This is a genomic window from Kaistia defluvii (genome assembly GCF_040548815.1).
GTDB lineage: Bacteria > Pseudomonadota > Alphaproteobacteria > Rhizobiales > Kaistiaceae > Kaistia > Kaistia defluvii_A.
In genome coordinates, this window is the sequence record NZ_JBEPSM010000001.1 from 2,015,468 (window position 1) to 2,030,762 (window position 15,295).

The following is a 15,295-nucleotide window of genomic DNA, read 5'->3' on the forward strand; positions in this document are numbered from 1 at the left end:
GCCAAAAGCAAAGCCCCTAGCCTCTCCCACGCGCGGGAGAGGGAACGCCAACCAGAACCGATACCGCCGACAAACCAACGAGGAAGCACCCCATGATCCGCATCGGCGCCAACCCGATCTGCTGGTCCAATGACGACAAGCAGGACATCGGCGGCGACATCTCGCTCGAGCAATGCCTGTCCGAGGCGAAGGCCATCGGCATCGAGGGCATGGAGCTCGGCCACAAGTTTCCGCGCGACGCGGAGACGCTGCGGCCGATCCTGGCCGCTCATGGCCTCGACCTCGTCGGCGGCTGGTATTCGACCTTCCTGATCGAGCGCGACGCCGAGGAAGAGTGGAAGCAGGCCCGCGCTCATATCGACCTGTTGAAGGCGTTCGGCTGCAAGGTGTTCATCGCGGCGGAATGCACCCGCACCATCCATGGCACGCAATCCGCGCCGCTTTCGACGCGGCCGCTGATGAGCGAGGTCGAATGGGGCCGCTTCACCACGCGGCTGACCGAGTTCGCCGACTATCTTTCCCGCGAGGGGCTGACGCTGGTCTACCACCACCACATGGGCACGGTGATCCAGACCGAGGCCGAGATCGACCGGCTGATGGAGGCGACGGGGCCGGCGGTCAAGCTGCTGCTCGATACCGGCCACATCACCTGGGCGGGCGGCGACCCGGTCCGGCTGGCGCGGCACTATCGCGACCGCATCGCCCATGTCCACACCAAGGACGTCCGCCCGGACGTGGCGAAGCAGGCGGCCGCCGGCGACTGGTCGTTCCTCAATAGCGTGCTGGCCGGCGTCTATACCGTGCCGGGCGACGGCGCGATCGACTATGTCGCCGTGTTCCGGGAGATCCCGCACTATGCCGGCTGGATCGTCATCGAGGCCGAACAGGACCCCGTCAAGGCGCCACCGGCGCGCTATGTGAAGATGGGATTCGACAATCTCAACCGGTTTATCGATGCTGCGGGACTGAAGCGGTAAAGGGACTTTGCACCACGCGGTTCTTCACCTCTCCCTGAGGGAGAGGTCGACGCACGCAGTGCGGCGGGTGAGGGTTTACGGCCTCACCGGGCAAGTTCCCTAAACCCTCACCCGGAGCTTCGCTCCGACCTCTCCCTCAGGGAGAGGTGAAGTGGAGTTTCGGCCCAAGCCTGTGTTGCAATCCAGGGAGACCTTCATGGCAGATCTTCTCGTCAAGCCGATCGGCAGCAAGGGCCAGACCATCCACGTCACGCCGCAATCGGCGGGATGGTCGCATGTCGGCTTTGATCTCTACCAGCTTGCGCCGGGCGAGATGGCGCAGGCCAACACCAATGACCGCGAGGTCTGCCTGGTGCTGGTTTCCGGCAAGGCGCGCATCATCATCGAGGATGTCGATTTCAACATTCTGGGCGAGCGGATGTCGCCCTTCGACGGCAAGCCGGACTCAGTCTACGTGCCGGCCGATCATGACTGGATGGTGACGGCGACGACGCCGGTGACGCTCGCCGTCTGCTCCGCGCCGTCGACCGGCGGCAACCTGCCGCCGCGCCATATCCGGCCCGACAAGGTCACGCAGGAGACGCGGGGCACCGGCACCAACACGCGCTACGTCACCAACATCCTGCCCGAGACAGCGGCGGCGGATTCGCTGCTGGTCGTCGAGGTGATCACGCCCGGCGGCCACACCTCGAGCTATCCGCCGCACAAGCACGACACCGACAACCTGCCGGCGGAATCGCAGCTCGAGGAAACCTACTACCACCGCCTCAACCCGCCGCAGGGCTTCGCCTTCCAGCGCGTCTATACCGACGACCGCACGCTCGACGAGACGATGCTGGTCGAGGACGGCGTGGTGACGCTGGTGCCCAGGGGCTATCACCCCTGCGCCACCGTCCATGGCTACGATCTCTATTATCTCAACGTCATGGCCGGGCCGAAGCGGACGTGGAAGTTCCACAACGATCCCGAGCATGAGTGGCTGCTGAAGCGCTAGCCGTCGGTGGCCGGCGGCTCGGCGCCACGCTGCGCCCGCCGGTCCCACGCCTCGACGCAGACCGCGGTCGCCAGCGCCAGCAGCCCGCCGATCACGGTGGCGATGATGCGATGCTCGACCACCTGGATCTCCGGCAGGCCGGCCAGCGCCACCAGGAAGACGACGCAGGCCGTGACGCAGGCGACGAAGGCGGCATAGCCGGAGCGCTGCATCGAATAGGCGACGCCGGCGAGCAGGACCACCAGCACCGCCAGCAAGCTGTCATCGGGCCGTAGCAGCGCTGCGATCAGCGTGGCGATGCCGGCGCCGGCGACCGTGCCGCAGATGCGGAAGACGACGCGCTCGACCGTCTTGTCGGATTGCGGCTTCAGGATGATCAGCGCCGTCACCGGGATCCAGTAGCCGTTCGGGATCTGCGTCGTCTTGGTGAGCAGGGTCGTCGCCACCGCCAGGATCGCCGTGGCAATGGCAATCCGCAGCGTGTCGGAATGCCCGGTCAGGCGGCGGCCCATCACGGCGAACAGGTCCTGCCAGTGATCGGAGCCGTCATGCTCGCGAATAACAGCCGACTTGCCGGCCAGCACCCAGACCAGCGTCACCAGCGCGATCTGCAGCAGGCCGCCGCTGAAAATCAGGCCCGCCCGCCCCAGCGCGCCCTGGATGTCGGAGGGATAGGCGTCGGCGACGAAGAAGGCGATCGCCCATTGCAGCGTGATCCACCAGGCGGCCGGGCCGGCGGCGTTGGCGCCGCCGCAAAGCGCGCCGAACATGGCGGAAAACAGGATCATCAGCGGCAGGTAGCTGCCGGAAAACGACCCGACACAGGCAGCCGCGCTCATGCCCGCCATGGCGAGGATCATCGGGGCGGCGCGCACGGCCGTGAAGCGCTGATAGGCGCCGAAGCCGACCGAGAAGGCGCCGCTGGCCGCGACCAGGCCAAAATCCGGCCGTCCGAACACGATGCCGGCCGCGAGGCAGATGGCGATCGCCGGCATGCAGGCAATGACGGTTTCCGGCCGGATGTCGCCGCGCCGAAACGCGAACATTTCCTGGCTGTACCGACGCACCGGGATCCGGGCGCGAAGAAGGCGATGGATTGGCACGCGGCTCACCCGCTTAAAGAGTTTCGGGAAGCGACCCCAGGGCGGGATCATGCCCGGGACGACGCGATGCGAAGGGCGCGCAGCCGGCCCGAGGCCTCACCCTAGCCCTTTTCATCGGCCCGCCACCATCAGACATTCTCGGAAACATAGAGTTCGAACGGCAACAGCACGCGGTTCTCCCCCTCCCCGGCCCGGCCCGCCACGGCGCGGGCGAGGATCTCGACCGACCTTTCCGCGAGCGCCTGCACCGGCGTCGCGATCACCGCGTCGAGGACGCCATCGACCAGGGCGGCGCGCGTCTCCGGCACCAGTTCGTTGCAGACGGCGAGGATCCGGCCGGCCGCCCCGCTCTCGCGCAGGGCCGAGATCAGCCCGGTCATGCCGCCGCCGGCGACATAGATGCCGACCAGGTCCGGATTGCGCTTCAGCAGCTCCAGCGTGCCCTCATGCGCGAGATGCGGATCCTCCAGATTGGCGAGCGGTTCGAGCAGGCGAAACTCCGGCGCATGCTCGCGAAAATAGCTGCGAAAACTGATCTCGGAGAGCTCGTGCCCGACATAGCGGTGGCTGCCGACGAAGATGCCGACGCTGCCGGGCTTCTTCGCCAGCCGCGCAATCGCCCAGGCGGCGGTGCGCCCGGCCTTGCGATGGTCGATGCCGACATGGCCGATGCCGCCCGGCGCCGACAGTTCCGAGAGCAGCGTCATCACGCCGACGCCCCGCGCGGCAAGTTGCTCCACCGCCTCGGTCACCTTGGGGTGGTCGGCGGCGACGACGGCCAGCGCATCGACCCGCGCGCCCAGCGCCAGCAGCTTTTCCGCCACCGTGCCGGCCGAGATATCCTCGACGAACTCGACGACCGGTTTGCCGCGCACGCCCGGCGCGGCGCGGGTGGCCGCCACCAGCGCCGCCGCCATCTCCTGATAGAAGGCATCGGCGCGGCGCTGCAGCAGGAAGCCGAAGGTGCGGCTTGGCGCGGTTTCCTCCAGCCGCCGCTTCAGCAGGCCGGTGCCGTGATAGCCAATCGCCTCCGCGGCGGCGAGCACGCGCTCCGCCGTCTCGCGCCGGACGGGCGCGCGCTGGTTCAGCACCCGATCGACCGTGGCGACGCCGACGCCGGCGGCTTCGGCGAGGTCGCGGATGGTCGGCCGGGTCACGCCGTCCATGCGGGTCCAGCCTTGATAGTTTCCATCATCGCGATCCGCCGCAGCCTTGAGCTTTCGTGAGAGATTCTATCATCGTCCGATTGAGCCGGGAAGCCTGCGGGGCTAGTCTCGTTTCAGACATCGAAAGCGCGCCTCCCCCTGCGGACTGGCCCAAAAGCGCGATGCGGCGGAGGAACGGAATGACCACCGGAACGGTGTTACGCGACTATTCCCTAGTCGGGCGCGATACCCGGCGGGCCGAGGAAATGGGCCTGGCAGCGGCGGAGTGGTATCAATGTCCGATCCCGCGCAAGCAGCTGAAGGAGTTGATGAAACGCTCCGATGGCCCGGCGCTGCGCGACACGGCGATCTGGTTCGCGGCTCTCGTCCTGACCGGTCTCGGTGGCTACTACTTCTGGGGCAGCTGGTGGGCGCTCCCCTTCTTCGCGGTCTACGGCATTCTCTACGGCTCGGCGTCGGATTCGCGCTGGCACGAATGCGGCCACGGCACCGCCTTCAAGACGCGCTGGATGAACGATGTCGTCTATCACATCGCCTGCTTCATGATTTTGCGTGAGCCGACCGTCTGGCGCTGGAGCCATACGCGGCACCACACGGACACGATCATCGTCGGCCGCGACCCCGAGATCGCCGTGCCGCGCCCGCCGGATATCCTCGGCATCCTGCTGAACCTGTTCGCGATCCAGAGCAGCTACGCCGCCTTCAAGAAGCTGTTCCTGCATGCGGGCGGCAGGCTCACCGACGAGGAGCGGACCTATATTCCGGAGATGGAGCGCGGCAAGGTCTACTGGATCGCGCGGCTGTACCTCGCGATCTTCGCCGCCGTGGCGATCTGGTGCGTTGCCATCGGCTCGATCCTGCCGGCGATGTTCATCGGTCTGCCGACGCTCTATGGCGGCTACTTCACGGTGATCTTTGGCCTGACCCAGCATGCCGGCCTCGACGAGGACGTGCTCGATCACCGGCTGAACAGCCGCACCGTCTACATGAACCCGGTCTATCGCTTCCTCTATCTGAACATGAACTACCACGTCGAACATCACATGTTCCCGATGGTGCCCTATCACGCGCTGCCGAAGCTGCATGAGGCGATCAAGGACGATTGCCCGACGCCCTATAGCGGCCTCTGGGAAGCCTATGCCGAGATCATCCCGGCCCTGTTCCGCCAGACCCGCGAGCCCGGCTTCTTCGTCAGACGCCAGCTGCCTAACCCGGAAAAGTCCGTGCCCTACAATCATGGCACGCAGTTCGTGCCGGCGGAGTGAGAGGGCGCCGTGTGTGCTGGGCGTCAAGCTCCCCCTCCCCGAAAGCGCCTTGCGCTTTCGACCCTCCCTCGAGGGGAGGGTTCAAGAGGAGCGCCTAGGCCTGCCGAGCCCGGATCTATCTCCGTTTAAACCCTCCCCTTGAGGGAGGGTCAAAACCGGCAAGGCCGGTTTTGGGGAGGGGGTACCCCCCGAAATCGCGCCCATCGCCAGCGCACGAACGCTACTCAATAAGCAGGAACCATCATGATCATGACCACCACCACCGCCACGACTTGGATCGAAGCCTGCGAGGCCGACGATATCGATGCGGAGGACGTCATCCGCTTCGACCATGCCGGCCACACCTATGCGATCTACCGCTCGCCGGACGACGAGTATTTCGCCACCGACGGGCTCTGCACGCATGAGCGGATCCATCTGGCCGATGGCCTCGTCATGGACCACATCATCGAATGCCCCAAGCACAATGGCCGCTTTGATTACCGCACCGGCCAGGCCAAGGGCGCGCCGGTCTGCCTCAATCTGAAGACCTATCCGGTCAAGCTGGACGGCGGCAAAGTCCTGCTCGGCCTGGCGTGAGGCGATGACGAAGGCGGAAACCATCCTCGTCATCGGCGCGGGCGAAGCCGGGGCGCGCGCGGCCATGGCGCTGCGCGAGAACGGCTTTGAAGGCAACGTGACCCTGCTCGGCGAGGAAGCGCACCGCCCCTATGAGCGCCCGCCCCTCTCCAAGGCCGCGCTGACCGACGAAGCCGAGCCGCAGGCCGCCTTCATCCTGACGCCCGATCGGCTCGACGAACACGGCATCCGCCATCTCGGCGGTCGCGCCGCCATCGCCATCGACCGCGCCGCGCATGCGGTCGAACTCGCCGGTGGCGGGTGGCTGCGCTACGACCGGCTGCTGCTCGCCACCGGCGCGCGGGCGCGAAAGCTGGCCCTTCCCGGCGCGGGACCGGAAAACGTGCTGTATCTGCGCACTTTCGAGGAAGCCCGCGCGCTGCGTTCTCGCCTCACTCCGGGTGTGCACATCGCCATCATCGGCGGCGGATTCATCGGCCTCGAACTGGCGGCGGCGGCTCGCGCGCGCGGCACCGAGGTGACGCTGATCGAGCTTTCGCCGCGCCTGCTCGCCCGCGCCGTGCCCGCGGCCATTGCCGACGTCATCGCGGCCCGGCACGCCGCGGCGGGTGTCCGGCTGCTGACCGGCCTCGGGATCGAGCGCATCGAGGCGGAGGGCGCGCGCCACGCCATCCGGCTGTCGACCGGCGAACGCATCGTCTGCGACGGCATAATCGCCGGCATCGGCGCGGTGGCGGAGACCCGCCTTGCCGAACGGGCCGGGCTCGCGATCGACAACGGCATCGCCGCCGACAAGCGACTGGCGACCAGCGATCCCGATATCTTTGCCGCGGGCGACTGCTGCTCTTTCCCGCACCCGCTTTATGACGGCCGGCGACTGCGGCTGGAGGCCTGGCGCAACGCGCAGGACCAGGGCAACGCGGCGGCGAAATCCATGCTGGGCGGCGGCGATGCCTATGACGCCGTGCCATGGTTCTGGTCGGATCAATATGACCTCACCCTCCAGATCGCCGGCCTTCCCGATGAAGGCCACGAGACGGTGACGCGCGATCTCGGCGACGGGGCACGGCTCGATTTCCACCTCGCCAGCGACGGCCGCCTGATCGCGGCCAGCGCGGTCGGCCCGAACGGCAAGATCGGCCGGGATGTCCGCCTCGCCGAAATGCTCATCGCCAAGCGCGCGACACCGGACAAGGCGGCGCTGGCGGATGGCTCTGTGAAGCTGAAGGGATTGCTGGCGGGGTGATCGAAGTCCCGGCCGCATTTCTGCGTGTCGGGCGGCGGCGCAGGAAGGGGGAAGAGACGCCCCTGCCCGCTAGACCTCGAGCGCGTCGCCCCAGTCGATGCGGCGGGCGGCCTTGAACAGCTCGCCGTCGCGCTTGGTGATCAGCCGCGTCTCGGCGGCGCCGGAGGCGAGGCAGAGCTTCAGGCTGACCTTGCCGCTGCCGGCGCGAGGCGGCGACAGGACGCGGCCCGTGGTCCGGGCGACCGGTGCCCGGGAGACGGCCAGATAGATGAACTTCTCGTCCTCGAAAGGCACCACCGCGCCCTTGCTGCGCAGATGGATCTTCGTCCGCGCCACGCGGCGTGAGAAGTGGCACCAGTCGGGCGAAACGATCGGGCACGGCGCCTGATGCGCGCAGGGCGCGACGATGTTCGCGCCGAGGCCCAGCAATTGCGTCCGCGTGTCCAGGATGCGCTGCCAGCCGGCCGGCGTGCCGGGCTCGACGATCAGCAGCAGCGAGCCGGTCGCCTGCCACGCCGCCTCGATCAGTGCCGCGCGGGCGTCGATTTCCAGTTCGTCGAGCACATAGGCGATGGTGACGAGATCATGCGTCCCGACCGCGAGCCTGCCCTTGGAAAAATCCGCCACACGCCATTCGCGCCGAAACGGCGCGGCGGAGGCGGCGAGCTTTTCGCCCCAGCGCCGCATGGTCGGGCTGCCCTCGATCATCAGCGTGTCGTCGATCGAAGGCCAGGCGTCGCGCGCCGCCCACATGGCGGTGCCGGGCCCGGCGCCGAGGTCGAGCAGCGATGTCGGCTGGAAGTCCAGCATCTGAAGTTCGGCCTCGCCCATCGCGGCGCGGACGGCGGCGAAGGTGGCGGGCAGCCGCGCCGCCAGATAGGCGCGCGCGGCATCGTCCTCGGAGACGTGGAACCGGCCGTCGCGAAGCTCGCTGCGATAGCGCTGTGACAGCATGGCCGAGGCTTCGGCAAGGGCCGCCGTCGAGGCGCCCTCGAGCGCCGCGTCGACGGCGTCGCGGAGGGCGGGCGGCAGTTCCATGGTCGTTCCTAGCTGGAAAGGGCTGCCTTGACGGCGGCGCTCGCCTTGGAGAAGTCCATCTGCCCGGCATAGCGGGCCTTCAGCTCGGACATCACCTTGTTCATGTCACGGATGCCACTGGCGCCCGTCTCGACGACGATGGCGGCGATCGCGGCCTTGGCCTCGTCCTCACTCAACTGCTTGGGCAGGTATTCCTCGATGATGGCGATTTCCTCGCGCTCCTGCGCGGCGAGCTCGGGACGGCCATTGTCCTCGTAGATCTTGGCCGATTCCAGCCGCTGCTTGACCATCTTGGCGAGCAGGTCGATCAGTTCGACGTCGCTGGCCGTGCCGGCGCCGGCGGTGCGGGCGACGATGTCGCGATCCTTGATCGCGGCCATGATCAGGCGAAGCGTGCCGGTGCGCCTCTTGTCCTGGGCCAGCGTGGCCGCTTTCAGGGCTGCGGTGATGGTGTCGCGCATCTTCAATCTCCTTGAACGCTGCCGCACCATAGAGAAGCTTGGCGCGGCCTTCAAGCACATCAATGCTAACACATTGAAATCTATGACTTTTGTATTTTCCGCTTCGGGTTGACGGGTGGGGCCTCTTGGCCTAGTTTCCCGGCAAATGGGCGCGAGGCGGAGGATCCACGGGATCCGCCGCGTTTTTGTGCGGCATGAGCTTGTCGGCACGAGCTTGGCGCCCCGTCTCGAGACCCGCAGGTAGACCATGGCCGACACAATGCTGACCGACACGATCGCGGATGAGAACGTCTGGGCCGAGCCGAAGCCGACCGCGCTTCTGATCCTCGCCGACGGCACCGTGATCGAGGGCCGAGGCATCGGTGCGGTCGGCCACGCGGTCGGCGAAGTCTGCTTCAACACGGCGATGACCGGCTACCAGGAAATCCTGACCGACCCGTCCTATGCCGGGCAGATCATCACCTTCACCTTCCCGCATATCGGCAATGTCGGCACCAATGACGAGGATATCGAGACCATCAACATGGCCTCGGCGTCGGGCGTGCGCGGCTGCGTGATCAAGACCGACATCACCGACCCGTCCAACTACCGCGCACTGAAGAATTTCGACCAGTGGCTGAAGTCGCGCGGCATCGTCGGCATCGCCGGCGTCGACACGCGCGCGCTGACCTCGCTGATCCGCGAGAAGGGCATGCCCAACGCCGTGATCGCCCATGCGCCGGACGGCGCCTTCGACCGGCAGGCGCTTGCCCAGGAACCGGCCGCCTGGCCGGGCCTGGAAGGCATGGACCTCGCCAAGGACGTCACCACCGGACAGAGCTTCCGCTGGGACGAGACGACCTGGGTCTGGAACAAGGGCTTCGGCCGCGAGGAGAACCCGGTCCACAAGGTCGTCGCCGTCGATTACGGCATCAAGCGCAACATCCTGCGCCTGCTGGCCGATGCCGGCTGCGACGTGACCGTGCTGCCGGCGACGGCGACCGGCGAGGAAATCCTGGCGCACAAGCCGGATGGCGTCTTCCTGTCGAACGGCCCGGGCGACCCGGCCGCAACGGGTGAATATGCCGTGCCGGCGATCAAGGAAGTGATCGCGGCCGACGTGCCGCTGTTCGGCATCTGCCTCGGCCACCAGATGCTCGGCATCGCGCTCGGCGGCGAGACCAAGAAGATGCACCAGGGCCACCACGGCGCCAACCATCCGGTCCAGGACCGCACCACCGGCAAGGTCGAGATCACCTCGATGAACCACGGCTTCGCCGTCGATGCCGGCTCGCTGCCCGATACCGTCGAGGAGACGCATGTCTCGCTGTTCGACGGCTCGAATTGCGGCCTGCGCGTCAAGGACAAGCCGATCTTCTCGGTGCAGTACCATCCGGAAGCTTCCCCCGGCCCGCAGGACAGCCACTATCTGTTCACGCGCTTCGTCAATCTGATGCGCGCCCGCAAGGGCGAGGCCGCCCTCTCCGAAGCGCGCCCGACGCCGGTCCCGCTGCAGACCCGCTAAGGAAGCCGGTTTCGATCGCCGCACCACGGATCGTTCCGGGACGGCTTGCGTTGCCCCGTCGGCGTCGCCACCTTGAGGCGTCGCGGGGGAGCCCATAGTGGTCGATACCATCGTTATCCTGAATGCCAAGGCCGGAACGATCCATGATCGGGATCCGGCCGAGATCCGTGCCGCGGTCGAGCGCACCTTCACCGAGCGCGGCCATTCGGCCGAGGTGGTGCTCGCCGAAGGCGACGACTTCATGCGGGCGATCGACGACGCCGCCAAGTCGGGTCCTCAGACCGTCGTGGTCGGCGGCGGCGACGGCTCGGTCGGGCACGCCATCCGCAAGATCGCCGGCACCGAGCGCACGCTGGGCGTCCTGCCGCTCGGCACGATGAACCTGTTCGCCAAGAGCCTCGGCATGCCGACGGATCTCGACGCCGCGCTGGTAGCGCTGGCCGATGCCAGCCCGAGCCGGATCGATCTTTCCTCCGTCAATGGCCGCCTGTTCCATTCGCTCGCGGGGCTCGGCTTCTTCGCCGAGGTGGCGCGTGGGCGGGCGCAGTTCCGCGGCCTCAGCCTGCCCTTCGGACGCTTCATCGCGGTGGCGCGCTCGTCATTCCGCGCGTTCACCCGCGCCGGCATCCTGCAATTGAACCTGGAGACGCCGCAGGGCGAGCGCGAGATTGCCGCCTATGCGCTGCTGGTCACCAACAACCGGCTGTCTACCGGAGGCTTCGATCGCCCGCGGCTCGACGAGGGCGTGATCGAGATCCATTTCGCGGAAGGCGCCGAGATGGCAAGCCGGATGCAGGCGGGGCTGGACCTTCTGTCCGGGCGCTGGCGCGACAATCCGGAAATCAACTCGCTGGCGGTCAGCCATGCCACGATCACCAGCCACCGGTCCCGGGTCTGGCTCTCGGTCGATGGCGAGCTGACGCGGATGCAGACGCCACTGGTATTCGAAAGCGTGCCCGGCGCGATTTCCGTCCTCGCGCCGGCCCCCACGGGCCAGGCCGTCGAGGATGTCGCTTAGCCGTGCCGACGGGGGCGGCCCTCCGCCGAGGGAGAGGCCGCCATTTCGTCAGGCGCCAGATGTCAGGCGCAGGGGGTCAGCGCGGCGAGATCTGGTAGACGATCGTCGCGTTGGCGGTGATCTGCTGCTCGCCACCCATCACCGGGGTCGACGAATCGGCCTTCATCGCCATCTGCGCGCGGAAGATCGGAACGCCGCCGCCATCGCTGGTCTGGATCGACTGGATCTCGCCGAGCTTCACGCCCGCCGCTTCCGCCATCAGTTCGGCGCGGCGGCGCGCTTCGGTGATCGCCGCCTTCATCGCGGCGTCGCGCAGCGAGGTCGCCTTGTCGATGTCAAAATCGATGCCGGTGACGCGGTTGGCGCCGGCCGAGACGACCTTGTCGAGCAGCGGGCCGGACTGGGCGAGATCGCGGATCTTGACCGTTACCTGATTCTGCACGCGGTAGCCGGTGACCTGCGCCTGGCCATTCGGGTCCTTGGACGGGTCGGAATAGACCGGATTGACCGACAGGCCGCTGGTGGCGATGTCCTTGGTGGCGATGCCGGCGCCGGTGATCGCCGCGATCACGGCGTTCATGTCGGTGGCGTTGGCGGCCAGCGCGTCCTTGGCTGTCGGAGATTCCGAAATGACGCCGAGCGTCACGATGGCGATGTCGGGGGCGGCGGTGGCGCTACCATCGGCAAAGACGGTGAGCGTCGGCGGCTGCGGCGCCGACTGCGCCAGCGCGGGGGCCGCGAACACCGCGAGCAGGGTAGAAGCCAGGATGGCGGTGCGGAAGTTGATGGTGCGCATGGTCGCGGTTTCCTTCGTCTCGATTGGCAGGCACTACGATAGGTTGTTGAATAGGTTGGCATTGCGACGGGACTGCGACCACCTGTTGGCGAGATGATGATCGTCACCAGGGCAACAAAGGACGGACGAATGACCGAGCCTTCGAACCGGATTGTCGTGATTGGCGGCGGCTTTGGCGGGCTGGAGACAGCCATGCGCCTGGGCGGCAGCACCGCCCGCGTCACCGTCGTCGACCAGCGCAACCACCATCTGTTCCAGCCCCTGCTCTACCAGGTGGCGACGGCGCTGCTTTCGACCTCCGAGATCGCCTGGCCGATCCGCCACCTGCTGCGCCGCTACAAGAACATCGAGGTCGTGCTCGGCAAGGTGGTCGGCGTCGACCGGCAGGCCCGCAACGTCGAGCTCGAGGATGGCGCCATACTGCCCTTCGACCAGCTGGTGGTCGCGACCGGCGCGCGCCACGCTTATTTCGGCCATGACGAATGGGAGCCCCTGGCGCCGGGCCTGAAGACGCTGGAGGATGCCACGACCCTGCGCCGGCGCATCCTGACGGCGTTCGAGCGGGCCGAGCGCGAGCCCGACCCGGCCCGGCGCGCCGCCTGGCTTACCTTCGTGATCGTCGGTGGCGGCCCCACCGGCGTCGAACTGGCCGGCACCATCGCCGAACTGGCGCACCGGACGCTGCCCGGCGATTTCCGCAATTTCGATCCGGCCAGCGCCCGCGTGCTGCTGATCGAGGGGGGACCGCGCGTGCTGGCGGCGTTCCGGCCGGAGCTCTCCGACTATGCCGCCAGGGCGCTCGCAAAGCTCGGCGTCGAGGTGCGGACCGGGCATCCGGTCTCCGGCATGGCGGCCGGCGAGGTCTCGATCGGCGACACGGTCCTTGCGGCCGAGACGGTGATCTGGGCCGCTGGCGTGCAGGCTTCGCCCGCCGCGACCTGGCTCGGCGTGTCGCCGGCCGATCGCGCAGGGCGGGTCAAGGTCGAGCCCGATCTGAGTCTTCCCGGTGATCCCGACGTCTTCGTCATCGGCGACACGGCGATGGTGATGTCGGAGGGCAAGCCGGTGCCGGGCGTGGCGCCCGCCGCCAAGCAGCAGGGGCGCCATGTCGGCGCGACGCTGCTGGCGCGGCTTGCCGGCGACCGGACGCCGCGTCCGTTCCGCTATCGCGACCAGGGCAACCTCGCCACGATCGGCCGCAAGGCGGCGGTGGTCGATTTCGGCTGGATCCGTTTCAAGGGCGGCTTCGCCTGGTGGATGTGGGGCCTTGCCCACATCTTCTTCCTGATCGGCGTGCGCAACCGCCTCGCCGTCGCACTGTCCTGGCTGTGGATCCACACCACCGGCAGCCGCAGCGCCCGCCTGATCACCCAGCGCGATCCCCTGGTAGGCGACGACTGAACCGCCGCCCCTGAATCAGCTGATGCGTTGGTACGGATGGCGCCTGCCGATTGGATACCAAAAACCGTACTAACAAAACGGCAGACGGAAAGGTCCGTCAGCGTCCCTGCAGTCCAAAACCCATTGATTTCATTGAGGAATTTGTACGCCTTCGGACGGGAAGATAAGCCGAGGGTCGAGTTGGTGGGCCCACCAGGACTCGAACCTGGAACCAGACCGTTATGAGCGGTCGGCTCTAACCATTGAGCTATAGGCCCCCAAGGGCTTTCCGTATCGCCTTTGGCCTGGCTTGTCGACCCGGAACGCGTGGTCCGCTTTCACAGGCGAGCGTCCTCCCCATGGGAGGTGGCCGCCGCGCCGGCGAAGGCGGCGGCAGGCCGGCGCGGAGCGAGGCTCCCGCGAAACCCGCCGTCGCCGGCGGAGGCTAGATCGCCCCGGCGGAGATCCAGTTGACGGGGGCCTCGAACTCGCCGACGAGGCCGGTCGGCAGGAAGTGCAGCTTCGTGTTGCCCGTGCCGGTCAGGCCGCCCTCGATCAGCCGCGAGCCGAAACCATGGCGCGTCGGTGCCGCGGCGGGCGGGCCGTCCCGCTCGCACCAGCGCAGCCGCAGGACCGCATCCTCGCCTTCGCCCTCAATCGTCCAGGCAATATCGACCCGCCCGTTCGGGACGGAGAAGGAACCGTGCTTGATCGCATTGGTCGCCATCTCGTGCATCATCAGCGAGATCGACAGGACGGCCTTCGGGCCAATGTGGAAATCCGGGCCGTCGAGCTGGAAGCGGTTGGCCTCGAGGTGGTGCACCAGAACGCCTTCGACGACGGCCTTGAGCGGCGCCGCCTGCCAATCCTGCTTCAGCAGGATCTCATGCGCCGAGCTGAGCGCGATCAGGCGCTGCGTGAAGGCATGCAGCGCCTCTTCGTCGGCCATGCCGCGCAGGGTCTGGCGGGCGATGGCCTGGACGATCGCCTGGGTATTCTTCATCCGGTGGCCGAGTTCGGCATTGAGCACGCGAAGCCGGTTTTCGGCCTCGACCTTGCCCGTCGTCTCGATCACCGTGTCCATGAAGCCGGCGACTTCGCCCGTCTCGCCCAGCACCGGGCTGTAGGAGAAGGTGAAATAGGCCTGCTCGGGATAGCCGTTGCGGTTCACGACCAGCGGGAAGTCCTCGATGAAGGTCGCTTCGCCCGCAAAGGCCTTGTCGGCGATCGGGCCGATCGAGGGCCAGGCCTCGCTCCAGATGTCGCGGAACGACCGGCCGATCGACATCGGCTTCTTGCCGAGGATCGGCGCGAAGGCATCGTTGTAGATCGAAATCATCGGATCGCCCCAGACGAGGCATTTCGGAAAGCGCGAGGACAGCACCAGGGCGACGACGGTGCGCAGCGAATGCGGCCAGTCCTGCGGCTCGCCAAGCGGGCTGGAAGCCCAATCGAACGCCCGCACGCGCGCGCCCATCTCGCCCCCGCCGGACAGGAAGCGCAGATCGGCCCCTTGGCCAGCCGCCGTTGCAAGAAAGTGTTGAGCGCCGTCGGCCATGCCCGCAGGTCCGGTGTCAGACATATTTTCGATCAGTCACGGCGTACATGTAGAGGTCCCGGTGGCCCGCATTCGTGATTGATAGCGGATAGCGGAAGTACAATAGGCATCTCCGGCCGGTTGTCCAAACGGAGTCTACCCGAGGCCGCCGTTGCCATCGTCGCAGCGGGCGTTCTTGCCGGCGTCCCGCCGCGCGTGCATCCATTGACG

General features: G+C 67.4%; 14 protein-coding genes and 1 tRNA gene. 8 read left to right on the forward strand and 7 right to left on the reverse strand.

Going from position 1 to position 15,295, the window contains the following annotated elements; all coding sequences use genetic code 11:
* Nucleotides 1-92 precede the first annotated feature (92 nt).
* Entirely contained in the window at nucleotides 93-977 is an 885-nt protein-coding gene (gene iolE, locus ABIE08_RS09480) for a myo-inosose-2 dehydratase (protein WP_354550517.1), read from the forward strand.
* A 196-nt stretch (nucleotides 978-1,173) separates the two neighbouring features.
* Nucleotides 1,174-1,971, forward strand: a complete 798-nt coding sequence (gene iolB, locus ABIE08_RS09485; protein ID WP_354550518.1) for a 5-deoxy-glucuronate isomerase — start codon at nucleotides 1,174-1,176, stop codon at nucleotides 1,969-1,971.
* Here iolB and ABIE08_RS09490 read toward each other — a convergent pair.
* Entirely contained in the window at nucleotides 1,968-3,074 is a 1,107-nt protein-coding gene (locus ABIE08_RS09490; RefSeq protein ID WP_354550520.1) for an FUSC family protein, read from the reverse strand. The genes iolB and ABIE08_RS09490 overlap by 4 nt on opposite strands.
* A gap of 128 nt (nucleotides 3,075-3,202) precedes the next feature.
* A complete protein-coding gene (locus tag ABIE08_RS09495) occupies nucleotides 3,203-4,240 on the reverse strand; it encodes a LacI family DNA-binding transcriptional regulator (RefSeq protein ID WP_354550522.1) in 1,038 nt (345 codons plus the stop codon).
* A gap of 179 nt (nucleotides 4,241-4,419) precedes the next feature.
* Between ABIE08_RS09495 and ABIE08_RS09500 the strand changes: the two genes are divergently transcribed.
* From ABIE08_RS09500 to ABIE08_RS09510, 3 genes are all read left to right on the forward strand, one after another.
* Entirely contained in the window at nucleotides 4,420-5,505 is a 1,086-nt protein-coding gene (locus tag ABIE08_RS09500; RefSeq protein WP_354550524.1) for a fatty acid desaturase family protein, read from the forward strand.
* Between the two features lie 249 nt (nucleotides 5,506-5,754).
* Entirely contained in the window at nucleotides 5,755-6,084 is a 330-nt protein-coding gene (locus tag ABIE08_RS09505; protein WP_354551643.1) for a MocE family 2Fe-2S type ferredoxin, read from the forward strand.
* Between the two features lie 4 nt (nucleotides 6,085-6,088).
* Nucleotides 6,089-7,330 (forward strand): NAD(P)/FAD-dependent oxidoreductase, encoded by a 1,242-nt coding sequence (locus ABIE08_RS09510; RefSeq protein WP_354550526.1) that lies wholly within the window; start codon nucleotides 6,089-6,091, stop codon nucleotides 7,328-7,330.
* A 69-nt stretch (nucleotides 7,331-7,399) separates the two neighbouring features.
* Here the strand turns inward: ABIE08_RS09510 and ABIE08_RS09515 are convergent, their stop codons facing one another.
* Together ABIE08_RS09515 and ABIE08_RS09520 are read right to left on the reverse strand one after the other, a co-directional pair.
* Nucleotides 7,400-8,368: a small ribosomal subunit Rsm22 family protein gene (locus ABIE08_RS09515; protein WP_354550527.1), complete on the reverse strand. Its 969-nt coding sequence runs from the start codon at nucleotides 8,366-8,368 to the stop codon at nucleotides 7,400-7,402.
* An 8-nt stretch (nucleotides 8,369-8,376) separates the two neighbouring features.
* Nucleotides 8,377-8,829: a GatB/YqeY domain-containing protein gene (locus tag ABIE08_RS09520; protein WP_354550529.1), complete on the reverse strand. Its 453-nt coding sequence runs from the start codon at nucleotides 8,827-8,829 to the stop codon at nucleotides 8,377-8,379.
* A gap of 247 nt (nucleotides 8,830-9,076) precedes the next feature.
* Here ABIE08_RS09520 and carA point away from each other — a divergent pair, with 247 nt between their 5' ends.
* Both carA and ABIE08_RS09530 read left to right on the forward strand, forming a co-directional pair.
* Nucleotides 9,077-10,333 carry a glutamine-hydrolyzing carbamoyl-phosphate synthase small subunit gene (gene carA, locus ABIE08_RS09525; RefSeq protein WP_354550531.1) on the forward strand — a complete coding sequence of 419 codons (1,257 nt, stop codon included), beginning with the start codon at nucleotides 9,077-9,079 and terminating at the stop codon, nucleotides 10,331-10,333.
* Nucleotides 10,334-10,430: 97 nt separating this feature from the next.
* Nucleotides 10,431-11,351, forward strand: a complete 921-nt coding sequence (locus tag ABIE08_RS09530; RefSeq protein WP_354550533.1) for a diacylglycerol kinase family protein — start codon at nucleotides 10,431-10,433, stop codon at nucleotides 11,349-11,351.
* Nucleotides 11,352-11,427: 76 nt separating this feature from the next.
* Here ABIE08_RS09530 and ABIE08_RS09535 read toward each other — a convergent pair whose 3' ends face one another.
* The gene (locus ABIE08_RS09535; RefSeq protein ID WP_354550535.1) at nucleotides 11,428-12,147 is read right to left on the reverse strand and encodes an SIMPL domain-containing protein; all 720 of its coding nucleotides are present in this window, start codon (nucleotides 12,145-12,147) and stop codon (nucleotides 11,428-11,430) included.
* 129 nt (nucleotides 12,148-12,276) lie between these two features.
* On the opposite strand from ABIE08_RS09535, the gene ABIE08_RS09540 reads away from it, so the two are divergent.
* Nucleotides 12,277-13,548: an NAD(P)/FAD-dependent oxidoreductase gene (locus tag ABIE08_RS09540; protein WP_354550536.1), complete on the forward strand. Its 1,272-nt coding sequence runs from the start codon at nucleotides 12,277-12,279 to the stop codon at nucleotides 13,546-13,548.
* A 181-nt stretch (nucleotides 13,549-13,729) separates the two neighbouring features.
* Here ABIE08_RS09540 and ABIE08_RS09545 read toward each other — a convergent pair.
* Both ABIE08_RS09545 and ABIE08_RS09550 read right to left on the reverse strand, forming a co-directional pair.
* A tRNA-Ile gene (locus tag ABIE08_RS09545) sits at nucleotides 13,730-13,805 on the reverse strand.
* 167 nt (nucleotides 13,806-13,972) lie between these two features.
* Nucleotides 13,973-15,085 carry a sensor histidine kinase gene (locus ABIE08_RS09550; protein WP_354550538.1) on the reverse strand — a complete coding sequence of 371 codons (1,113 nt, stop codon included), beginning with the start codon at nucleotides 15,083-15,085 and terminating at the stop codon, nucleotides 13,973-13,975.
* Nucleotides 15,086-15,295: the final 210 nt, after the last annotated feature.